Source organism: Pseudomonas sp. VEM90 (assembly GCF_054611535.1).
The window spans coordinates 142,012-166,318 of record NZ_JBTRAR010000007.1 but is presented as its reverse complement, the minus strand read 5'-3'; the positions used below and the strand labels follow the sequence as shown (position 1 = coordinate 166,318).

Here is a 24,307-nt window from a genome sequence, read left to right as displayed (position 1 = left end):
ACGGGCTGCTACCGTTTCAGTTCAGTCCGGCCGGGCTTGCACAAGGGGAGGTGGGTAGCAGCCTACGCTAGAACAAACTTCTGGAGGCACCACTGGGCCTCGCGTTGGAGTGGATTGTCAGCTGCTGATCGCGTTACGCCTTAAACTAGAGCATCAGCTTTGAGGCGCGGGAGTGCGGACTCTGCGCGTGATGCGCATAGCTGCTCAATCACGAGCGCAATTTCATTGAAGCTCTCCACGACGTAATGAGCGCCCTCGGTCTCCAGGCGATGCTTGGGAACCTGGGACGCAAATGCGATGACGGTGAAGCCGGCAGCAATTGCAGCTTGGACGCCAGGCACGGAATCCTCCACAGCAATGCACTCAGCGGCTGTGAGCCCAAGGTCAGCAACTGCTTTGAGGTACACATCGGGTGCTGACTCCAAGATAGTGTGATTCAGAGTCGGAGTTCCGCCCTGGTGTCTTCATTCGCTTTGCTGAGTGCCGATCTTAAGCTGTCGACTGCGCCAGCATCTCTGGCGGGGAACGCCGCGAGTCTTACCCTGATGCCGCGTAGAAAACGCACATGATAGAAACCACCTTCGCGGCCAATCTTGGGTCTGCTTCGAAAATCTTATCGTTTAGCCTTTATCCTTCGATAGGGATAGCACAGGATTAAGCCGTGATGGACAGGAAGTCGGTGTAGTGTGCAAACAGGGTCCGGATCTCTAACCACTTAACGGCTCAAAAGCCATCACAACCCCTTAGCAATAAAGGGTTAATGGTGGCATAATGCCTTCTCGGCGAAATCTCGGAGTGCTAGTCTCAGGCTAGCGCCTGCAACCTAGGAAACCAAATCAGGGATGAGTTATATGCGCTTGCATTCCATATCTAGCACTGCCGTTGCATTATTTACTGCAACGGCGTTGATTGCGATAAGCACTATATCGACCATTGTGGCGCTTAATGACGCATGGTTCGAACTCAACGAAAATCAAATCATGTATTTGTATTCGACATCCGCCCAAGTAATTGCAGCGGTTTATGGGCTGACTCTTACTGGGTACTTATTCTTCCGTAGCGAACTGCTTCGCGAGGCTCGAAACGATGAAACTCGAGCAGTCTCCATTGAGAAAGTGGAAGGCCGCTACCTCAAGCAACTAATAGTAATTACGCTATTGGTGGGACTTACCATTATTCTAACTAATTTGGTCATCGCTCAAGAGGGAGCTAAGGGCGCTTTGATTCTAACGGCGCTGATGAACACAGCGCAGACAAGCTTTGCTATTTCGTTTGCAGCAATTTCCATTTTTGTTTTAGATGTGGTAACTCCTCATAATGTTGAAGCGGCCAGTCAAGCGATTCAAAATGAAATCGACCCAGGTCATAGCCTCCAGAACACTGAAGGGAGCCTAGAAAATTTCTTGCGAATATATAATGAAATCGAAAGGATTTTGGTTGGCGCTACTGGCTCGCTGAAGCCATTCATTGAAGCAACGGATTCAGCGCCTAAATATAAACGCGTCTCTAATGCTCGCCTCGCAGAGATGCTCTGGCGAGGGAGGAGAATTAAGCATCATCTTTTTGCTCAATTGAAAGATTTGATTACCCTTAGAAACGCAATCATTCATGGCGCGGAGCCTGTCGTTAGTCGTGAAATGGTTGATAAGTCTCAGATCGTATTGCTTGAGTTGAGGGAGGCCTTACAGGATACGACTCCCAGCGAAAACGCCGAATCACCATATTATTTATAGATCGATTCTTTTGTATTAGGGGAAGGAAAGGGACGTGCGCTGTTACACCACAATTGACCTGGTCGATGAAGGCATCAAAATAATTCAAGGGCGGGATCTGAGTGAGGGTGACACAATATTTGCCAGCATCTATTCGACACTTAATCATCAGGGGGTGTCAGTGACTTGGTATTTTGAGATATTTATTACCTCCAAAAGCTAAATTACTTGATGGGTATATTTCTAGCTAAAACGCGGCTGCAAGATGAGCGATGACGCCGATCATTGATTGATTGATTGATTGATTGATTGATTGATTGATTGAATGAATGAATGAATGAATGAATGCAATCGTACGTTGCCCCAAGTTTCCTAGGCAGATCGAAGGGCTGCTTCGGGCCGATAGCTGTCCTCGGTGAAGGACTGCTATGGGTCGAAAGCTGACGGTCGTGGATGATCGTTTCGATCTTGGGCAGCCGTCGGGAAGTGCTAGTTATTCGAGGACCGTCGGAATATGGGTGGTGGCAGATTGCCTTGGTGCGAAGTATTATACTCCTGTCAAAAAGGCGTCCAATATTGACTAAGAAGTCAGCCATATCTGTATTAAAAGGAGGTTTCTGTGAAGAAAGAAGTTAGAGATTTTTTTGGGAAGGCTGGTGAAATATTTCCGCCTATCGTGCAAAAACTACTAGGAGACTCTTATGGCAAAAAATATCAATTTATATCCATAGATGACTTTGAGTTGCTTGGCGAGCTCGAAGCGAACTATGTTTATTGGCTTGAGATTTTGAATCGCTCGCATTGGGCCGCGACATCTAATTTGATTCGCTATAGTAAGTGGTATGAGCTTTGTTATGATAGTTCAGTAACCAAGCCGAATTATATTGCCTTTTGCTCTGGCTTGAGAGGTCTTCTGGAGTGCACGGCGGATACATACGATGCATTGGGAGGTGTGCCTCTAACTTTAGCACAAGCATTAAAGTATATTGAAGAGGCGCTTTTGCGTCGCCCTGTCTTGAAGAGGGCCGTGAGCGAGGAGTTGGAAGATTGCTTAATTCACTTCAGCTATGCGCGAAAATTAAATAAACTCGAATCGGCGCCGAAGAGTCACGAAGCAAAGACTGCAAGCCATTATATATCACAACTGGATGGTGCTGATCTTCCTTTCAAAGATCTATATTCTGAATTGTGCCAGGTCGTGCACCCGGCACATCAATCTACGTCCTGGCTGGTCGGTAGAGAAGATGAGTGCTACACAATTCGCGAGTCAGAAGACCTGGTATTCATACTTGATTTGTGCGAACGTTACAAGAAGTGCATTGAGCATATGCAGATGTGGTCAGTAAATGCCAGCTTGTTTATATTTAAAGTGTTGAATAAAACCGCGTGCTCCGAATTGCATAATTTGTCCGCTGAAGGATATGATTTGTCCCAGAGTGTGCTGCATAAAAAAATCAAGGATGCGATAGACCTTCAGTCTGTTTAGGGGGCAAAGTTTGTAAAATGCCCGTGAGCGTGGTATTTTTCGGACAACGTCACTCATTGGCCGGACGACGGCATTATCAGTGTCATGGCTGCTCGTCTATGACTTGAAGCGCGTCCGCGCGGTTTAACTGTCTTGCAGTCGTATACAAGGAGTTTTTTCCGCCGACATTGTTTTCATCAAACCGCTAATGCCGGTGGTTTTCATGATCCGCTTCAGGATCTAAGCGAGCACGTTCATATTGGCGCTCACCTTGGCTAGCTTCGAGCCAGGAAATGCGTTGCGTCCATCCAGTGTCTCCCTGAGATCTTGCCGCCAGGCCACCCGGCGTGCGCCGAAGCCGTTGAGGCAATGCGCCGCTACCACGAAGCTCAGGATACAGGAGCCCCTGCAATCGAAGTGGAAAGGTTGCGTCTGATTGCTGAATCTCCGTTCCAGGCTTTAACCGACTCCCAGATGAAAGCCTTCGGCAAGGGCGGCAGAACTACTCATTGAGCGACAGTTGCTCGGGAAGTACCTGGTCTTGCGATGGCCGCTTTCGACCCTTCACTGGATTTCGCTGCGGAATTCAGGTGTACTTCGCGCCCCTATCCCTTCGCTAGCGCCCTATAATGGTTTTACTCTGTGCACGGAGCAGAGCATGAGACCAACCTCGGAATGCATGGCTCGCTGTTGGCGAGCCGCTTTTGCGCGAAGTCTGCGAACAAGGCATATCGGCACGATCAGATGGAAGGCCGTTTCCTAGGGAAGTAAAGCGTTTCCGATTATTGGTGGACTCCATGTGTCACGCGGTCGTAGATTTCCAATTGCTGGAACCCGGCAGTCTGTCCGAACCGATTCACTGACGTTGGGGCACTGATGCGTAATTCGTCCAAAATTTTGTGGCCCGACCACCAGGCGTACACCGAGGCTATAGAGGCAATGCGGCGGTACCACGAAGCTCGGGATACTGGCGCGCCTGCTATCGAAGTGGAAAGGTTGCGTCTTATTGCTGAGTCTCTATTCCAGGCCGTAACTGAATATCAACTGAGAGCCTTTGGCTGTGGCGACGGAACCACTCATTGATAGGCCGTCGCGCGGAAGATAGCCCCCCTGCTGAATACCTCCTTTCAAACCATCGCTGCCGTTCGGAGTGCCGCTGGACCAGTCCGAATTGCCATAGGACGATGAAGTCCTATTCACTCAATGCCGGTGCGTTGGGTAGCCGCGCCCCGTCCATTACTGAGGACTCTCTAAAATTTTGTCAAATAATTTGCTCCGCCATATAATGGCGTTTTGCCATTTCAAGCTTACTGTCTAATGATAAGGATCACTCTAAGTGCGTTGCTCTGCATTGTAAGTCTCACTGTAAACGCAGAAAATTTGCCGAGCGGTCATAACGAAAGTTTTCGGGTTCACGGTCTTGGTAGTGAGAAGTGCCCCACAATTTTGTCGCTCAGTGACTCCGGTCAAAATCGGCTCGATGACTACGCACGCGGATTCACAACAGGGGTGAATGTTTATTCGAAAGTGGCACGAGATAATACTTATGATCCGAAGAAAAAAGTGGTCGTCGATCGTGAGGGTGATATCGCTATGATCGATGAAGGGGTACGCAACGCTTTTATCGAAACTGGTGTTCTGCGCACCAATTTAGGAGTTGTAGGTATGCTACCGAGACGCTTTGCGGTCAATCTTTAGAAAGATTCAAGTTTCTGTTGTCATGATTTGGCAGTGATACTGCCTCGAGCGATGAAGTGCGAGATATTCCTTTGCTAAAAAAAATTGTATCCCAAACAAAAACACCAAGAGATAGAGCCGTTGCCATATCCATAGCCAAGGCCGCATTGGTATTCCTTTCCCTTGGTACGGTTCATTATGTCGGATTTCTCATGGAAGTGCCGCTGGAGATTGTTTCAATAGTATCGCTTAAGTTTGTGGCGAGCTTTGTTGGTACATTTACATTTTACCTTACATTCTGCTATATAGTCGCGAAGGTTCTCTCATTTTCCATATCACAATTTTACTACTCTGCGCTTGCCCCGCTTGCAGCTTTGACCTTTGCAGCAAGTAAACTACTGCCAAATTGGCTGAAGAAGCCGGCGAGAAGAATGCACAGGGAAACCAATACAGCAGAAAAGCTCATTTATTGGGTGTCTTTTGTATTTATTTTTATTTTTGCGATTAATTTTTCATACTTAAAATTCAATTATTCTTCTGTGGGGAAAATTACATGGGTATCGGCTAGTGGAATGGCTGTCGCTGCCTTTTTGAAGTGTGGCATATTAATTCGTCCCAGAACGCAAGTCCGAAGAATTCTAGATAAGAAGAGAATTGCTCTCAGGAAGTCGCTCGTACGAGATTATAGCTATTTGATCGCAGGTTTAGCCTTGGTGCTATCCTATTATACCGGAATGCTGAGATTCGAAAAAATAATGACCGAAAGGCTTGTTGATTTCAAAAGCGAAAATCATCAAGGGCAAGCTCATGTGCTTCTAAGTGTAGATGGAGCCTATTTGTTGGCTGAGAGCAATTTAAATAAACAGGAGTTGTTATATATTAATGATGGTGTCACGATACGACTACCAATCGACCTTGCGAAGTGAGTAGTGTTTTTGTTGAAGACTAACGCTAAAGTGGATGCCCGTGAGTGGCAGATGTCGATCCAGAGCTGCCGTTGGTAGATAGCAGCGATCGGCCAAAAGCAGACTATGCAACACTGGTTCGGAAGGTGGGCATTGTGGCTCTAAGGCCTCCACTAAATAAGGGCACTCAAGCATTAGGGAGCGTTTGGACGCGAGGATGACGCCTATGACGTGATACACGCCCAATACACGTGCCGCCAAATGGTTTTTCAAACCCTGGGGATGAGCCTGAGTGCTGCAAACTGCTGCTATGAGAAGCTGCCATCGAATACCGCACACCCTTCTCCAAGCGGAATTGGGAAGATGATTACCTCGGGGCGTGGACGTTTTCCACTAAGGATAAGGAGTGACAGGTATGCCAAATCAGATTAATGAAAATTCTCTGCGCGAGGTTGCCCGTGAAGAACTGGAGGTCCTTGAAGGTATTATCGATTACGCCGAGCGGATGATCCGTGAGGGCGATTTGGCTTACCGGAATCTCAAGCGCAACGCCTATGGCAAGGCGCTGGTGATCGAGCGTGAGAACGAGGGGATTGCTACGTTCCGCCTGGGTATGGACTCGCTGGTGTACCCCAAAGCCAGCTCGGGCTATGCCACCCCCCACTCACCCGTGGGTCGCCTTTGCGCTGTGGCAGGCATGGGCTTTGAGGGCTTTTCCAAGGCCTGGGGTGATTACCGGGTAACTGAGGCCCGCCAGTTTCGTCGCCATGATTTCGAAGAGTTGGAGCGGCATGCGCGAAACTTTCTGGCGGTGGGCGTGGAGAATGCTAACGGCCAGGGAAAGGTCATGGATCTCAGAGCCTTCTTGATTAAGTCTAATTCAGCAGACCAGCACATTGCTGGCAAGCAATCCACCGTCCCAAGTAAAAAACCTGCAAAGTCCAAGGCTGCGGGTAAGCCTGTCGCCGTTGTGCCGCCCATTGGCAAGGAGCCATTCGAACCTGGACAGCGAACAGGTAACGAAGCCGGGGTATCAAACACTAAAGTGACAGAGGTTCTCGTTGCTACGCATGTACCAGAAGACGGGCAGCCAGTGGAGGAGTCAGTCGAGCAGACATCGCCCGTGCCTGCCTCACCGCGGCTGCAGATTCTCGATGATGACGAGGAAGAACACTCGCCACTGGCGATTGCCGATCTCGATGAAATGGACGATGAAGTTGGCGGCGAGCTAAATGAGCGGATGAGCTTGGATGAGCACTTTTTTCTCAATCGAACCCCGAATCAGGACAAGATCATTTCCCGGGCACCGGTTGGGCCGATGTGGGTCGAGGGCGTTGCGGGCTCAGGCAAGACCTCGGCTGCGCTCGGGCGGACCAAGATGCTCTGTGATTTTAACTCGAATGAAGTGTCGGATCGTGAGACGTTCAGGTCCATTCTTGGCGACGACTTCGACTACTGGGAAGGCGAGTTTGCCGGCAAGTTTTCCCAGGAAGGCAGCGTCGGCTTTGTTCGCACCACCGAGCTGATCCAATACCTGAAAGAAACCTGCAGCCGCCTAGGTATGCCCGGATTGCCGGTCCTTGAGTATCACGAGTTGCGTTACAAGCTTCGCAGCTATCGTCATCTGGAGTCTTCGGGCGGTTCTGGGAAACGCTTCAAACACAGCAGCGACGATGGACATTCTCTGACCACCACGCTGGCCTGGCTCAATGCCGCACGGCTTGCGCTGGCGCGGGTGATTGCCGCCGACTTGCAGAAGCTGATGGTTGAGGTCGATAGTGAGCAGCTGCAACGGTTTACTGCCCAGCAGCGCAGCCAGTTTGCCGCTGCCCGCCAAGCGCTTGCAGCCAGCATTGATGAGCTGGTGCAAGAGTTGCTCTCGCCTTTGACTGCGGAGCGAGCCTTGTTTCGGTTGGCGGCCCGATTGTTGGACAGAATTCAGGCGCTGGCGCAGCGCATTCTGGGGCCGGCTACCCTGAGTATTCATCTGGGGGAACAAATGGCCTATGGCGAGGGCTTTCCGGAGCTGGCGCTAAGGCTGGCAGAGTTACCCGTCGATTTGTTCCAGCAACCCAATCAGGTTTTGGTACTGTACAGGACGGGTCTTGCTGAGGGCGCCGAGGCATTACCGTGTGTGTCGAGCAGTCGCTACCAGTACCTCTCGGCGGATAACCACCCATTGTCCTTCAATGATGCGGTGCAGGCATCACTCGCGGGCGTGAGTGTCCGCGCTTTGCTGCCATCGTTAGCGACTGGTGAGTGGTATGACACAAAATTCATACCAGTCAATGAGCTGTTCATTGCGCTTGGTACGCCAAAATCCCTGCTCTACTTGGACGACGGAGCGCTGAAGTGGTTGAAGGTCAGCAGTGGCATCGGTAGTCAGGTGTTGCCTGGTGAGGACGAAGAGGCACGTACTTCGGTGCTTAAAGTATTCCGGCAGGCGGCGTTGGACCATCTGGCCAAGCCGCTGAAGAACTTCGCGGGGCTGTACGCCAAGGCGCTGTATGAATACGCCGGCAGCTTCCCTGATGAGGCCGTTGCATGGGAGGTACTGGAGCGTCTTGAAGAGCAACGCCTGTGCGATTCGGATATCGATTTGCTGCTTTGCCTGGCTCACGACCTGAGTGCCGGAGTAACAGCTAGGCTTCCCGTCAGCCTGCGCGAGGCCCCTTTCTATCAAAGCGTGTTTGTCGACGAAGTGCAGGACTTCAGCGAGCAGCAGATCTACTTGATGACCTCCCAGGCTGATCCGCGTTACAGCGCAATCACTGTGGTCGGAGATCGTTCGCAGCAGTTGCTGCAAAGCGCGGAAATGCACATAGCGGATTGCTTCCCGATTGGCAAACGCCCAGATTTTGTGGCTTTGGATGAGAATCTGCGGCAGAAAGGCCGGCCGGATCTGGCCTCGCTAAGTACGGTGCTGCGTCAGTTGTTCGAGCGCGGAGCTAATACGGATGTACATGAGCTGGATGCTGCCCTTCTGCATGATCAGGTCAGCGAGCAAGGCGCTTACACGTTGCTTGGCTTTGCCCGGCGCGAAGAAGAGTTCAGATATCTGTGCGATGTGATCTCCGCTATCCCTGAAAATCACTCGGTTGCTGTGGTGTTGCCTGATCAGGAAACCGCTCGGTCCCTGCATGTTTTATGTGCGCAGGAGCTGGAGGGCAGCTTCCGCAAGATGAGCGTATCTGAGCAGATTGATCTGTCGAAGAAGTACCTGGTGCATTTCACTTCGGTGCTGCATGTGAAGGGATTGGAGTTCGATGTCGTGCTGTTGCCAATGATCGACCAGTACGATCTTGGTCAGCAGGTATTCCGCAACCGGTTGTACGTAGGCTGTACGCGAGCGAGACAGCAGTTGCTGATGAGTCGGCTGCGCTAATAGTTAACTAAGGATTGAATGAACGATGGAAGCCAATAGCCGTCCTTTGCTGCGGATCTTCGAACCCACGGTGTGCTACCAGATCCCGCTTTTCCAGAGACCCTATGTCTGGAAGCGTGAGGATAACTGGCAGCCGCTGTGGGAGGACTTCGAGCGACTGCTCGATGTGGTGCTGTCTGGTGAGAAGCTGCGTCCGCACTTCCTCGGTGCCGTGGTGCTTGAGCAACTGCGCAATGACACCGGTTCGGTGCAGGGCCGTCAGGTCATTGATGGGCAGCAACGCTTCACCACCTTGCAGCTACTTCTAATCGCTGCCCGCGACCTTTGCCGCAACCGAGGTAGCGAGCGCTTTGCCGGACGATTCGAGTCGATGGTCTCCAACAGTGACACGATGGTCGATGACCCGTCAGAGGTGCCCAAACTGTTGCCAACCAATGCCGATCGTCACGCGTTTGCCTTGGTACATGGCGCGGGCAGCCCGGATGCGTTGCTGCAGCAGGCGAGCAAGAAGGGCGTGGACTTCAGCTACGATCAGGGTATCGTCGGTGCCTACCTGTACTTCTATGGGCAGTTTGAGGGGTGGTTGCGGCTGGGGACTGCAGACGCCGAAGAGTCGCCGGAGAAACAGCTGGACGCGCTTTGGGCGGTGGTTCGCAATGGCTTGCAGTTGGTGGTGATTGATCTCGGCGAAGACGACGAATCGCAAGTGATCTTTGAGACTCTCAATGCACGTGGCACGCAGTTGCTGCCGGCGGACCTGATCAAGAACTTTCTGTTTCGGCGCGCTCAAAGCGAAGGCGGTGATATCGATACGCTGTACGAAGAGCATTGGGCGGAGTTTGATCGCGAGTTTTGGCGTGAAGAGGTCAAGCAGGGGCGGGAAAACCGTCCACGCATTGACATCTTCATCCGCCATTTCCTGACCCTGGCGATGCGCCGCGATATTCGTGTCGGCCACATCTTCAACGAATACAAGAACTACGTGCAGTTCACCGCCGACTGGGGCTCTTGTTTTATCGATCCGGCCAACTCTGCCAGTGAGCATATGGAGCTGCTCAAGGCCTATGCCGAGCATTTTCGCCAGTTCTCTTCGCCCTCGGCAGGATCTCGTCTGGCCCGTTTTCTATCGCGCCTCGTGGTGGTTGATACTTCGACGGTTTATCCGTTGCTATTGCTATGTAGCCAGAGACTGCGTCTGCAGCAGCAAACCGAGTTTGAGGCGATCCTGACGGTGATTGAGTCCTATCTGTTCCGTCGGATGATCTGTGGCCTGACCACCAAGAACTACAACCGATTATTCCTAGATCTGATTCGTCATCTTGAACGGAAAAAGCAGATTACGGCCCAAGAGGTCGGTGCGTTCCTTCTTCCCAGCGAAGGGGAAAGTGTGCGCTTCCCGAAAGACGATGAGCTAAGCAATGCGCTACTTGACTACCCGCTGTACCAGTGGTGGCCGCAGTACCGTGTGCGGGCGGTGCTCACGGCATTGGAGCGGGCGCTGGCGCATGCTAAAAGCGAGGCTGTCAGCCTGCCGAAGGGGTTGACTATCGAGCATATTCTGCCGGTGAAGTGGCAGGAGCACTGGCCGCTGCCTGCAGAGGTGCAGAATGATCCCCTGGCTAAGGTGGAACTCAGCCAGCGTCGTGATCGAATCAAGCACACGCTAGGCAATCTGACACTGGTGACCAGCAGCCTGAACCCTGCATTGTCCAACTGTGCCTGGCTAGCCAAGAAGCCGGAACTCTTGAAGTGGAGCAAGCTGAATCTCAGCCGTGACTTGCATGACCATGAAAAATGGTCGGAGCAGGAGATTCTGGCTAGGGGAGCGTTGCTGGCCAAGTCTGCGATTCAGATCTGGCCATATCCGGATGTTGATCAGTAGCAACTGGAATGGAAAGCATCCCAAGCAACATGCGGTCGGAATCACTTTCCTGAGGGCGGTTCTGGCCGATTGCTGCCCTTCGCAAGCGACAGCTTTGTGTCGAAAGCGGCCATTCAGAGGCGCGAAGCTAAAAGCGATGACAGTAAGCCCATAAAATTTAAGTAGGCAGTGCCTGAATGCTTTAAAGTAGCTGCATCCCTTTCATATGGTATTGAGGAAACATCTATGTCTCGCCTTGCAGAATTCCGTCAGCTCGAGCAGCAACTGGCAGCCCAGCTCGCTGAGCTTGAAGCACTGAAGGGCAGCTCTGAGCTGCAAAAAGAAATTCAATTTGAAACCAAGCTGCGTGAACTCCTTGCCGAATACGGTTTCAGTCTGCGTGACGTCATCAATCTGCTGGATCCGAATTCCGGTCGCCGCACAGTACCCGCTGTCATAGAGAAAACCCCGCGCCGCGCCCGTCAGGTCAAGCAGTACAAGAACCCGCACAATGGTGAGGTAATCGAGACCAAGGGTGGCAATCACAAGCTGCTGAAGGAGTGGAAAGCTGAGTATGGCGCTGATGAAGTAGAGGGCTGGATCGCCCGATAAGTCTCCCCAACGTGAATAGATAGGCCGCCTCAGGGCGGCTTATTAATACACCCTACACATGAGCTATGCCGTATTATAAAGTCAAAATTTTCTAGGGTGTGCGTGTAAATCTGAGAGTATTTGTTTCTGAGAATCATGAAGTCGGAGTTGCTCTGAGCGATCTGATAATAAAGCTTAGGGCGTTGAACACGCCAACAGGGTTCCGTACAAATAGACCAAGATTAAAAATTGAGCCTTATGTGAGATAGCTGGCTCCGCCCACTGCTTGTTTTTCTCTATTTGACGTCATTGGCGATTGAGAGTCAGTGGCGCAGGCCGTGATCGAACCCGGTCATCAGGCTATGTTTATTTTTGCATATAGTAGTTTTTTACTCAATGTGCCGTGGGTGTGCCGTGGTCAAGCTAGCCGGAGAGCAAATGTTTGCATCCCTGTAGTTCGATTTCATGATACACGTTTGATTGCAAGCAAAGGAGAGGACAATGTTCGTTGGCCCGAAAGAGTATCCGAAGGCACTTCGCACGATGGTCGAGGAGGAGGCATCGTTGGACGTGGCTATTGCATTCTGGGGCGAAGGTGCGGAGGCAATTATCCATCCCGATGGCGGAAAGCCGTTACGTGCCATATGTAATCTCAGAAGCGGGGGCACGAACCCTGCTGTGATTAAGCTGCTAGTAGATCGAGCGAAGACATCGGCTCATGTTCAGATCCGGCAGTGTGACCGGCTACACGCGAAACTGTTAGTAGGTCCCACATCAGCAATCATCGGCTCAGCAAATGTGTCTGCGAATGGGTTGGGGTTTGAAGGGGTTGAAGTTGCTCACTGGCTCGAAGCGGCCATTCAAACCTTCGACAGTAAGGAAGTCGAGTCAGCTCAAGAGTGGTTCGATCAGCTCTGGTTGTCGAGCGACAGCAGGCCAATCACTGACCAAGACCTAGTTAATGCAACTGAGGCTTACGAGAAAAATCGGGATGGGCGCCCTGATTATAGTCGAAGGGGACCGTTCTCTTTCGAAAACTATTCAGTGGCCGATCTAGAAGGACGGAACGCCTATGCTCTTCTGTACACTTCAAGGCCTGGGCCTGAAGCTGAAGCTCGAGCGAAAAAACACCATGACGAGGTGTTAGTTGAGCATGGAGCTGACGGGCAAGGCGGGGAGGGGATAGAGCGTTGGTCTTTTGAGAGCTGGCCAGTATCTCTCGACACCACAGAAAAAAACGAATACCTCTGTATTATCTGGAAAAAAAACGGTGGGATTGTCGTCGATGGCGCATGTCGCATGACAGGTACGAGGCTGAACTTCACCTATGAGGAAAACGGCGAAGATGGCTGGGTTGACCTCGCTAAACCATTAACCACGTTACTCGGCCGGCGGCTTATCCAAGTTGATCGTCAGCGGATCGCGAAGGCAGTGAGGCCAAAGATTGAAGCAATTTGGCACGCCGCCGAGGAGCTTGATCTCGATGCCCGGCGCATTCATCTTTCCGAGCTTAAGCGAATCCTTCAGTCGTAATAGGCATTGATGTGTCAGCAAGACAAGGAGGGAGCAGATTATCTGTTCGCTTTTGTGCGCGGGCGACTACTTCATGGCAAGCATTAGGCTCTAGTCGTGTCTCTCGATATCCACCAACGGGCTGGTTCGAGAGCAGACGGCCAGCGTTGTCCGATTCGAGCTCACTGCCGTATCAGCGGCGGTTAACGCATAGGTTGCCATACGGGCGGTGACTTATCAGAGCTAACAGGTCGAATGGCAGGTCGTGGTGATAGGTGTATCGGAAATGTCTATCACCCACACCTTCTTTTGGCTCACTGATCTTGAGCTGTCGCGCGAAGTGGTTGGGCAAGGCATTGTTGGCTTTCCGCCGTAAGCCCCTGCGCGCTGTCGACAGTCAGTTTGCGAGCGCAGCCCCTCCGCCTACATCAAGTGCCCGACTCGATTTCGCCCGCATTATCTCCTAGCAAAGAAAATTGAGTGCTGAACATCGCCGGACAGTGCTTGGGCGTCGAGCGGATCGTAATCTCATCCGGCGCAGCGAACGAAGCTGCGGATCGCTGCGGAGCCATGCCGTCGGGTTCTCTTGCCCAGCGCAAGCGGGCGAGGAACATCGTAACTTGAGTGGATCGAGAAGCCGCGATAGGGTCATTGATCTTTTTGACTTATGCGTAATCAATACCATTCTCCAGGGAGTGGGAGTAATAAGTCGGGGACTTTTTTCTTCAGTGCAGAATGAAAAGGTGCGACGACGTAGTCATGTCTTCGTACGGATGTGCACTGTTGCTTGCCGACAGAGACTGACGCCTCTCGCCGAGTGACGACTTCGTGACCAACCAGTTCGGAAATTCGTTTCGGAGGTGGTGAGATGACAGACTCTGTCTGGGACTTTGGCAAGCCGGCCAAGCTCGTAACGGTCGCGTTACCGCGCGCCCCTCACAACGGAGCCAGCGATCCCATCAGCGAAGTCTATCGGATTACCAACCACGAACGCGGATGCATCATCAGAGCGATCCGGCCGGAGGATCATGTCGATATGATCTTCTGCGTGCGTGGGATGCGATGCAGCAATCTCGGATCGGGCACACAGCAACCCAGGCTCAGTCGCATCAGCGCAGTCAAAGACCGCAGGCTGAAGGTCATATTTCCTCCGCAGCACATCGCGGAACAGATCAAAGACAAGCCGCTGGGTGACGGTGCCTGCGAATCCGCACAGGGCTGGGGCGCCATGCGCGTCCGGATGTCGCAGCCGTCCCGTCTCGTGTTCGAGATCCCAGATGCGGCGAATTGGAAGCCATTTATCTTTCTGGACCAGTTAACCGACTGGTCGAAACTCAGGCCGATCGTTCATCGACGCGCCGATGTCAGTGTTGCGATTGCCGACCAATTGAAGGCCGCCTATCCGAATCACTACCCCGCCAAAATGGCGGATCTGACTTTTGCCGCCGCGCAGACGGAGTTGGTTGCCCATCTGGAGGGGCCGGGTGAGGATGAAACCGCTCTTGAGATGGCGGGCCGGCTCATTTTCTCACCATCGTCGGCCGGTCGCTGGGACGTTCCGGTAAACCCGCCTCGGTCCGGGCCCGTGCCGTTGTGGGCAGCACGGCTCAATCGGGCAGGCAGGGCGTCGGTCGTCGCGTTATGGTCGACTCGCTTTGAACCAAAGCGCCTCCCACTCTTCCTGAACAAGCCCGAGGGTGGCGGTGTGATCCTGTCGCTCGATCGACAGAACCATTGGGACATTATGCTGCAGACCTCGCTGCCCGGTTGGCCCGCTCTGAGGGGGCTGCCGTCGCCGAATTCGACCGACGCCCTACAGCAGGCTGGCCCTGAACCTGAACCTGAACCTGAACCCGAAGTCGCCGCTGCCCCGCGTCCCACTGTGGTCCGCCCGGATATAGAGGTCGGCTTCCTGACCGAAATCGATAAGAATCACAGTTACGCCAATCAGGATGCCGGCATCGCAGTCATCCGGCCGTTCGATGAGGGTGACATCATCATCAGCGCGCTCGGCGGGCTTCCGGCGCTGGCCTGGCGGGGAGATCCGCCGAGTATTTTCTGGGCTGCGGACGGCAATCCGATTGGCGTTCTGCTAGAACGCCTGGTGTACCGGGGTTATCTCGGGCGCGAGACCGAGGTCATGGCGGTCGAGAAGGGCTATCTGTTCCCTCTCGGCATTCGTGCCTCGCTTGTGACCGTGCATGAGCGGGCAATCTACCCCGACTATCTTGGCGATCCGGTATCGTATTCCATCCGGCGGCGCTTCATCGTCACGCCGCGCAAGCCACGGAGCTATCCTGGGCCATATCAGCCCTACGACGGCCGGCAGTTCCCACCACGCCGCGTCCAGCTGAACACACTCGTCACACCTGACCTTACTGTGCCCGTAAATGTTCCGTTGGAGCTCCCGGCCGACTCAGATCCGCTCCCTAAAGAGTCAATCTTTTGGCCGCAAACGGTGAGTGGGACGACGATTTCGGACATACAGTTTGAATGGTCCACCGAGGATGCCGGGAGTGTTCGAAGCAAGTTCATCTTCGTGATGAACAACACCGTGGGCCGTCGCGACGCCATGCGAGCGCTGGTAGAGTACTACAACTCAGAGGTTGATCAGCAGCGAACCGCTTGGCTTGGAGGCGCCCGGCACCGCTACGCGGAACCCAGTCGCGAAGGTGACACGAGTTTCGACACCTCAAGCTGGGTGCTCGCAGCGCAGGGGCGGCGCGACGGCCCCGACGGCGAAGAGCATTTCGCCTTTGATGGCCGAATGGAGGGCGCCAATCAGCCACCCTTCTACCCGCTTATGGACCGCGGCTATGTCAGCATGCAGAGCATCGAACAGATGCTCGGTCTTCCGCACGGTCAGGTCGAAGTCCGCTACTTCGATGGATACCGGGACCATGGCATCAAAACTCCGCACGAAATATTTCTCACGCTAAAACAGAATGCCCTGGCGCTGCGCACCTCCGCCAGGTCCGATCGTAGCGGTGGCATCGCCTCTCCTGATCTCAACGTCGCCGCAATCTCAAGAATAACGGGGCCGATCGGCGGTCGAAAAGATTCCGCGCTCAGAGGCGCCGAGTTGGATTTTAGCGATGCCGCCGCGGGCTCGTTCAACCCTGCGCAGTTTTTCGGCGACGCCAAGCTGCTCGGGGTGGTCGAGCTGTCGAAGATCGTCGAGGTCGCAGCTGCGGTTCAATCGCTCACGCAAGCCCCCAAACTGCTCGATGAGACGCTATTCGGCGCGCGCGACGATCTCAAGCTGGTTCAGGCGGTCGCCGCCAGCCTGCTCGACTCGCTTTACGGTGGGACGACGGGTCTGGTCGCCCGTCTGGAAATCGGTATCCACAGGGCGAATGATTTGCTCATCGGTGCGGGCCTGTCGCTCGATATGGTCTACAAAAGCCTTTACCAGGCCATGGCCCCGCTGCGCGGCAATCCTGCAGAGTTCGAAAAACTCCTGAAGGATATCGTCGCTGCTAAAGAGGCTGTTAAGATCCGTGAGCCTATCGATAGGTTGGTGCCGAAGATCCGGGCGCTACTCGATGCCGTGGCCAGCGTCATCAAGGATCCAGTTCCCGACGCCTTCGAAGAGATCATCGCGAAGGTCCGCACCATCTTCGAGGCCGTTTTTCAGGGGGCGGAGACGCAGGCTCGGGAACTGGCCGCAAGAACCTGTGAACTTGTTCTGGAGTGGCTCAAGCTTGCGTTCTGTGACGCTATCGATAACGAAGACTTTGGCGCAATCCTTTTTGCCGACAGCGGCACGCTCAGTTGCGCTGAAATATTCGCAGACCCGTCCGCTGCGCTGCAATCGCTCTCGAAGGGGCTCTACGGTGCTGTCTTCGAGGAAGCGTGGAATCAGATTAACAAGCCTCTCGCGTTGCAAGCCGACGTTCGAGCAAGACTCGATCTGGCGCTTGAAAACGGACGCAAAGCGATTCGATCTGCCCTTCTGACCGGCGTTGCGCTGATCGCAAAGCGCCTCGCACTGCTCGATCCGGCAAATGACGATATCCGCCTTCAGGTTGTCCAGGACCGCTTCGTTGCAGGGGTTCTCAGCGATCTGATGCCACTGGTGACACCACCTGCCGGACCCCTAGCTTTTGAGCAGGCCCGCGACTTTGTAGCGAGTGTCTTGCAACGGCTTCCTGATGCGGCCAATGCGGCCCTCAAGGCCCGGCTCGCAGAGTTACTGCCCACGATATGGCCGATCGCGAACGTTGATGCCAAAGCTCTGCTCAGCGAGCTTTCCGAATTAGTCCGCCGCGAAATTTCCGAACGTGTCTTCGATCCGCTCCTGAGCAAAGCTTCGGCACTGCATGCACGTCTTGTGGATGCCGTCAGCGCGGCCGCGCGCTCGGGGTACGGGCGGATCCTGGGGGGGATCACCGCGCTTTTCGACGCCATTGCAAAGAGCAGCGCTATCGCGAGCCTAGCCAAGGAGGGACAGGCGGTCCCCGAAATCTGCGACGCGGTTGGCAATGCGGCCAAGTTCATCGGTGACGGTGTCATGGCGTCCAGCACAGACCTCAACGCAACTGCGCAGGCGATAATCGATGCCGCAAACCAGATACAGGTGCCGCCGGATCCAGTAGGCCGGCCGCTTCGTGCCGCCGTAGTGGCGCTCATCGCTTCCGCGGAGCGCGCGCTGGTCCTCGCCCGGGAGATCGCGGGAGAACGACAGCGGCTCATCGTCTTGGTCGATACGATCTGCACGGATGCCCGCGCCTATCTCCATCCAGTCGCGGCGATTGTCCGGCTGAGGCGGGACCTGCTCGAAAATCTGGCCGCCGTCGTGTATCAGTGCGAAGTGATCGATGCGATCTTTGCTAAGATCCAGCCTAGCCCGGGTGATCGGACAGCGTTAAAGGACGCTTTTACTCAGAGCGTGGCATTTTTATCGGGATCGACCGGTATTGAGGGGCTCAGTGCGCATTCGCAGATCCTGAACAATGCCGTCGGGGCCATCAAGATAGCGAAGATCGGCAGCGAAGTCTGGCGTGACAGGCTTGAGGTGATCGCCGGAAACCTGACGGCGCTGGCGACTGATCTTGCCGATGAGCTCAGCGCTGTCGCCGATCCGGCGCATCTCCGGAAGATTTTGGAGGGCGATATCCGTCAATTTCAGTCGCTTCTCGACCGCGATTTGAGCGGATATATTCTGCAAAGCGTCGGCTTTACGGCGGGCATAATCGTCGCAATTGAAGCAGCGCTGGCGAAGGCGATTAAACCCTTCGTTGGATATCTCGTCCCAGTCTATCCCGCCGTCGAAACCGCTATTTCCGCGTTCCTAGACCCGCTGCCGGCTGACCCTCTTCTCAAGAAGGTTTACGCGCTCGCGCTCGGCGGCAGGAAGAAACTCGAGGCGCTCGAGGACGCGCTGAATGCACTGAGGGTGGAACGGCAGGTCGTAGAGGCTATTGCGAAGTCGCCCGATCCGACGCTCGATGAGGTCACGAAGCTCATCGATTCGTACCTCGCAGGCACCGGTGCACTCCCTCAGGCGGTCGCCACGATCACAGCCCTGGGCTTGACCGATGTTGGCCAGAACCTGACCGAGGCTCTCCGCGACGAGCTGCGACAGATCGAAGAAGAGGTGCGCGCGCTCGTCCTTCAGCTCGTACCCACAAAGTTGCAAACGCGATACTTCTGGCCATCCGAGCTCAAGCGTTTTCCGGATGCTGACGACACCTGGGTCTTCAAACCGGCCACCGGCATCGCGACCCGCCGGCCGACCGAGCCGCCTCCTGGTCACCTCGCTAACGACCCTGAATTCAACTGGCATCTCTGGATCGACGGACGCTTCTCGTTCGACATTGTAACCGGACGGCGCGAAATTGACATTCTAGGTGTCCTGAGACCTTTCGAACTTCGCCTGCTCGGCAAGAATTTCGACATGCTGACGATCTCGTTCGAGGAGACACGATTCACCTCGAAAAATGGCGCGGCGCCCGATTTTGCGGTCACTGTCAGCAACGTCAAGATCGGGCCTTTCCTGGAGTTTGTGCAGAAGCTCCAGAGCTGGCTCGCACCGCAGGGAAGCGGCTTCTACCTCAAGCCGGCCGCACAGTATCCCGGCGTCGAGGTCGGCTACATATATGATGCCGGTATCATCCAGCTTGGCGCGCTGCAGTTCATCAACGTGGCCTTTCGCATTGCCGCCATTCTGCCGTTCTCAAAAGACAACGTCTCGCGCGGGGAAGCCAGGTTCGTCTTCGCCCTGGCAAGCAAAGATCGCCCCTTCCTGATTTCGAGCCCGCCATATGGCGGCGGAGGATGGGTGACCATCACATGCACTTCCGAGCAGGTGGAATCACTCGATCTCGCCTTCGTGTTTGGTGGGGTGGCGGCCATCAAGTTCGGCCCGTTGGATGCGCAGGGCCGCATTGTCGCAGGCATCCGTGTCCAGAGCATGCAGGCTGACGGCGGCAAAAAAGCTCATGTCGTCACGGCAATCTTCGAGGCCGTGGGCGAGGGGAGCATTGCCTGCTTTTCGATCTGCGTAAGCATCCGTGTCACGCTGACGCAGACGACACCTGGCGGGGCGCTCTACGGCGAAACCACTTACCGGTTCTCGTTCAAGGTCGGCTTTGTGCGGCTCAAATACAGCGTGTCGGCGCGCTATCGTCTCTCCAACGGCAGTGACGCGGCCGAGTTTGAAGCCCTGGGCAGTCCGGCGACGCCGAGCTTCATCCAGATGACCGTTCCGAACAAAGAGACCGAATGGCAGGCCTATCGCCGCTACTTCGACCTAGACCTTCTGGAGGATGCGTGATGGCTCAGGATCCTGTGGTCGGCACCGACATACTGTGCATTCCCGACGGCGCTGATGCCAGCGTGTTGCGCCTTGGCCTCCAAGTCACCCCGACACTGAAGATTGCAGGAGACGTGCCGATCAGCAACTGGCCGGCCGAGGTTGCCACGCTGGCCGAACGTGTCCGCATCCGCTTCGGAACGATCACCGCCGGAACAGTGACCGAGGTCGGCTCTGTCACGGCGCGCTCCGGCCTCGCTCACTTTTTTGACCCGTCATATCTCTGGGCGGGCAAAACCCGGCGCGAAGCTGCCAGCGCAATGTGGCAGCATATATTTGAGCCCGTCGGCTTTCAGGCCCTCATCGACGCGATATCCGGTATGGGCGAAGAGCCGTACCCGGGCACTATAAGGCTCACGTCGACGCGAACCGCGGACCTTCAACGTGCACTCGACCACCTGATCGCCTGGCACGAGGCAAGAATGCCGGCCGGGCTCGCAGCGCTGACGCCGGATCTCAACGTTATAGCGCAACGCATAGCAACCTGGACAAAGCGGGGGCCTGGTCGCCTCGCTCCGCCCCTTAAAGCGAGGAGCTGGGAAAAGCCGATGCGCGAACGGGCGGATCAGTTGGACAAACTCGATCGCGGCCTCGCGATGCTGTTTCAGCCCGTTCGCGGGCGCGATGACGCCGTTCAATTTGCCGCTGAGTTCGAAGCCGAAGTCGGCTCGATGTTCCGACAGCATTGGGTAAGTCTTTTCGGTGAAGGAGACCCAAAGCCGCCAGAAGCAGAGCCTTCGACGGACGATTGGGGTGAATCACCGGCCGAGGCGGCCAGCCGAAAACTCAGCGGCCTACTCGCTCTGCCAACGCTTTCACATTATCTGGGACTGGGCGTCCAGGTCGAGTTCCCGCGCTCCAGTCTAGATGGTCTGGCAGCAGACGTTGTATCCGCAGAGTTCATCGCAGAAGATGGCACCCGCATAGGCGGAGAAACGGCCTGGACGGCGTTCGACCTGGCGGGTGATCACTTCGGACCCGCTGTCGATCCGGCGACACTCAGCAGCGTGGGCGCGTTCAGTAACGGCTATCTAAAGCTGAGCGCGAAGATCGACGCCCGCATACCGCGCTTCGCCCTGCGGTCGGACGACGTGATCAATACGATGCACGACCTGATCCAGTCGGCTGAGAATCGCGAAACGCCAAATCTCAAACGGTACCGACGCGGCCTGGTCCTGTATGACTACGCCAATCTGGAGCGGCTTAAGGAAGATGAGGAGCGGGCGGCGAAAGGCAACACCGAAATTAACTATCTCAACGATTTGCTCGCCGGTTTCAGGCCGGACTTTGCCGTGGCCGTCCGCGGGGCGGACAATCTGAAAATTGATCAGCGCCGATGGCGTTCGACGACGAGCAGAACGATCGTCTGCAGCCATGCTGAGCTTGACCCGGCATTTTACGACGAGCCTCTGATCATCCAGCTGGCACCGCGCGACCATGGCTACACAACCGCTCTGGTCAAGGAGAAGAATGGCACCCTCAGCCGCGAAGACGAAATGGTGATATGGGCAGGAGAGAGCCTCGCCGTACACGCCAAGCGGATCGGGGAGAAGGACCCAATTATCGATCCGACCCGCGACCTCGCGCTGCGCCTGATATACGCCCTGCCCAAGCCCGGGTCCGCGAGCGGTATGCCGCCGCTGCGGGAAAACGTGGGGTATGCCTGCGGCTGTCGTCTTGTTTACGTAAACGGCGGTGGTCCCGATTTTGTCTCGGCCTCAGCGTACTACGCGTCCCACCCGGACTTCGTCATCGGCAACTCCAGGGCCAGACCCTACCTGTTTCCGTCGGCACCGTTGCCCCCCCCCGATGTTCATCTTGGGTGGCAGGATCCTTTAGTTCTGGCGAACGACCTGGAACTCGATAATGTCGGCGAAGCAGTCGAGAATCTTGTCCTGCGGGATGGTGCAGGAAGCGCCCGCCGCTTCATCACCCCATCACGCGGGAGCTTCGACAGCGCAGAACAGCAGCGCCAGCTGGATGATCCGGCTTTCAAAGAACACAGCCCCCGCGGCGCCCTCGCGGGGTCGAAGGGCGTATGGCTGTTCGGAGCCGAAGGCAAGTTTCCAGAAGCGCGCTTCGGCCAGAAGCTCGGCGGGTTGCGCTACCTGGACGGGAACAAGCTAGTGCATGTCCCACTAAAAACCGGCAAGCTTCCGGACGTCGAGGTAGACAGCGCGGCGTATAAGGCGATCAAGTTCCGGCAGTCGCGGGGTACAGTTGTCATCCTAGGCGTACGTCGCAGCCCGGCAAACCCGAACGCTCCATTCCATCCTGACGCCAATGGCGGCCGGTTGAGGGCCGCATTTCATCGGGCCACGCTCGAGGATGCGACGACGTTGCCCACCACCACCGATCGCGACTTCTGGAAAGCTCCGTCGCGGCCCGCAGACGCCGTTCCGATTATCATCGACCTTCTTCCGGGTACGGGTTCCCCTTCGCTCGGCACTGCGCGTGAGATCAAGGTCGATGACGCTCAGGGTAATGATATCAGTCTGCCGTATTTGCAGTTTACGCTGCCCAAGGCTGAAACCTACCGTCTCAAGCTCAAGGGCGACAATAGGCGCGGCGACGAGGCTGAGGTGACCATCAATATGGTACACGCGGTCGAAAAGCCGCTTCGTGCTCCCGACTTCCGTCCAAAAGAAGCGCCGGACGAAATTTGCTCGACCGACGGAATCGGGCTGCGTGCCGTGACGGTGTCGGTCATGAACGGTGATCCTGATGTTGAACCGGTCGCTGGTCAGGAGACATGGGCGGATAAGGTGGGCAGGTTCGAGGGTACCGGAGTCGACATGCGCTGCTGGCCGAGCGAGGAGGACGGGACGACCACCTTCTTCACGGGGCGTGTCGATATCGACCGCAAGTCTACAGGTATCATGCGCTGCGAAGCGGTTTGGGACGAGTATAACGAGGGCACGGTTACGCGCACGCCCGACGGGCGCTGGATCCGCAATGTCGCACGCGAAACGGCTCAACTCTTTAAGTTCGAGGTGGAGCGGCGCGGCGGCGAGGCGCGGCTTGACCTCCTGCGCATCGTGCCGCCGGCATTCGCGCCCAGCGAAGCCGCCCAGCGGCATTTCACCACCACCGGCGTTCCTGGTGAGTTACGTACGTTGTCGTACGCCTTCCGCGACGGCAGGGCGAGGCAACTGAAGGTCAAGATGGTGGCGACGTCGGCGTTCACCGGTTTTTATCCGAAAGACAGGACCGCACCTGTTGGCGATGAGTGGATCGGACGCCACGACGTCGAATCCAGCCGGTTTGCCACTGCACCTGTGGTCTGGACTGACTGCACCTTCCGTCCGCCCTCGCCGGTCATTGATCGCGCGCTTCCCCTGTTCGCCTGGGACAGTCTTCCCGAGCAGGCGGAGAGCACGCGCCGGTCTGCCCATTTGCGGATTTATCTGGGCGAGAAATGGTACGCATCTGGCGCCAATGAAAGGCTTGGGGTCGTTCTGTTGGACGGCGATGACCCCAGGGGCGTATGCGAGTATATGACCGGCGCCCTCGAACCGTTCCACCGGTTCATCAGTCAGGCTGGTTCCGATCCGGTGCGGAAGACAGACCCGGCACCGCTGCGCATCGAACCCCGTCATTTCCGGAATGCGCCGGCACCTGTCCAGGCAATGCTCCATCTGCCGGAGGGCGACGGTCCCTCACCGGCAAAGAGTCGCAGCGCTTCGGCGGTTGCGGCGTTACCCGTCATCGTCTTGCCTTACGTGCCCCAGTTTTCCGAGAGTGACGGCCTTTACTGCGATCTCGAGCTGGACATCGGCGATTCATACTCGCCATTCGTGCGGCTTGGCCTAGTCCGCTATCAGGAGCATGCCGTCGAGCATCTGCGCCTATCGCACCCGATCGCGTTCGATGTGCAGCTTCTTCCTGAGAGGCGGCTCTGGGTTGAGTATGATCCGGATGGGCGTGGTGACCGGACGGTCATTGTCGAAGGGCCGGGCTTCGATGTGCCCGAGCTCGGCCAGCCGTTTCATAAGGCGAACGCGCTGCGCCTTGCGGTCCTGAGCTGGAATGAGGACACGAAGGACTGGCGTGAGAGCCTTGTCGTCGAAGAGCGTCTCGAGCCCGAGATCGATCCGGTTTCGTGCGGGTACAGGTGGAGAAAGGACTTCCGCCTCCCCACAAAGACCTATCCGGAGAGATTCATGCTCGTCGCGGAGGAGTATGAGCGGCTGCCGCTCGATTCTCCCACTGGTAAATACGAAGATGGCGAAGCAATTTTCGAAGAGATAGCCGGCGAGCGTCTGACTTTCGCCTGCCTGCTGCCGCTCAAATATCCGCGAAAGGACTAGGCGGTTACTGCTTTTCCAAACTCGGAGATTACGAGTGCCGCGAGACGGATGGATCTGCTTTTAAAACGTGCC

General features: G+C 55.5%; 12 protein-coding genes. 11 read left to right on the top strand and 1 reads right to left on the bottom strand.

The features are described 5' to 3' along the window. Positions 1 to 140 precede the first annotated feature (140 nt). A complete protein-coding gene (locus tag ACYCCG_RS09615; RefSeq protein ID WP_459670174.1) occupies positions 141 to 425 on the bottom strand; it encodes an HAD family hydrolase in 285 nt (94 codons plus the stop codon). Between the two features lie 426 nt (positions 426 to 851). Here ACYCCG_RS09615 and ACYCCG_RS09610 point away from each other — a divergent pair, with 426 nt between their 5' ends. From ACYCCG_RS09610 to ACYCCG_RS09560, 11 genes are all read left to right on the top strand, one after another. After that, the gene (locus tag ACYCCG_RS09610; RefSeq protein WP_459670172.1) at positions 852 to 1,733 is read left to right on the top strand and encodes a hypothetical protein; all 882 of its coding nucleotides are present in this window, start codon (positions 852 to 854) and stop codon (positions 1,731 to 1,733) included. 598 nt (positions 1,734 to 2,331) lie between these two features. Further along, complete coding sequence (locus ACYCCG_RS09605) at positions 2,332 to 3,198, top strand: hypothetical protein (RefSeq protein ID WP_459670170.1); 867 nt, start codon at positions 2,332 to 2,334, stop codon at positions 3,196 to 3,198. A gap of 855 nt (positions 3,199 to 4,053) precedes the next feature. Then, complete coding sequence (locus ACYCCG_RS09600; protein ID WP_459670168.1) at positions 4,054 to 4,260, top strand: hypothetical protein; 207 nt, start codon at positions 4,054 to 4,056, stop codon at positions 4,258 to 4,260. A 234-nt stretch (positions 4,261 to 4,494) separates the two neighbouring features. Then, complete coding sequence (locus ACYCCG_RS09595; protein WP_459670167.1) at positions 4,495 to 4,875, top strand: hypothetical protein; 381 nt, start codon at positions 4,495 to 4,497, stop codon at positions 4,873 to 4,875. A 56-nt stretch (positions 4,876 to 4,931) separates the two neighbouring features. Beyond that, positions 4,932 to 5,780 carry a hypothetical protein gene (locus tag ACYCCG_RS09590; RefSeq protein ID WP_459670166.1) on the top strand — a complete coding sequence of 283 codons (849 nt, stop codon included), beginning with the start codon at positions 4,932 to 4,934 and terminating at the stop codon, positions 5,778 to 5,780. A 394-nt stretch (positions 5,781 to 6,174) separates the two neighbouring features. After that, a complete protein-coding gene (locus ACYCCG_RS09585) occupies positions 6,175 to 9,144 on the top strand; it encodes an ATP-binding domain-containing protein (RefSeq protein WP_459670164.1) in 2,970 nt (989 codons plus the stop codon). A gap of 25 nt (positions 9,145 to 9,169) precedes the next feature. Further along, positions 9,170 to 11,026, top strand: a complete 1,857-nt coding sequence (locus ACYCCG_RS09580; protein ID WP_459670163.1) for a DUF262 domain-containing protein — start codon at positions 9,170 to 9,172, stop codon at positions 11,024 to 11,026. A gap of 225 nt (positions 11,027 to 11,251) precedes the next feature. Next, positions 11,252 to 11,617: a histone-like nucleoid-structuring protein, MvaT/MvaU family gene (locus ACYCCG_RS09575; RefSeq protein ID WP_459670162.1), complete on the top strand. Its 366-nt coding sequence runs from the start codon at positions 11,252 to 11,254 to the stop codon at positions 11,615 to 11,617. A 480-nt stretch (positions 11,618 to 12,097) separates the two neighbouring features. Beyond that, positions 12,098 to 13,129 carry a phospholipase D family protein gene (locus ACYCCG_RS09570; protein ID WP_459670160.1) on the top strand — a complete coding sequence of 344 codons (1,032 nt, stop codon included), beginning with the start codon at positions 12,098 to 12,100 and terminating at the stop codon, positions 13,127 to 13,129. Between the two features lie 847 nt (positions 13,130 to 13,976). Beyond that, a complete protein-coding gene (locus ACYCCG_RS09565; protein WP_459670159.1) occupies positions 13,977 to 19,886 on the top strand; it encodes a hypothetical protein in 5,910 nt (1,969 codons plus the stop codon). Continuing rightward, a complete protein-coding gene (locus ACYCCG_RS09560; protein WP_459670157.1) occupies positions 19,886 to 24,235 on the top strand; it encodes a hypothetical protein in 4,350 nt (1,449 codons plus the stop codon). The genes ACYCCG_RS09565 and ACYCCG_RS09560 overlap by 1 nt, the downstream gene beginning before the upstream one ends. The last annotated feature ends 72 nt before the right edge of the window (positions 24,236 to 24,307 follow it).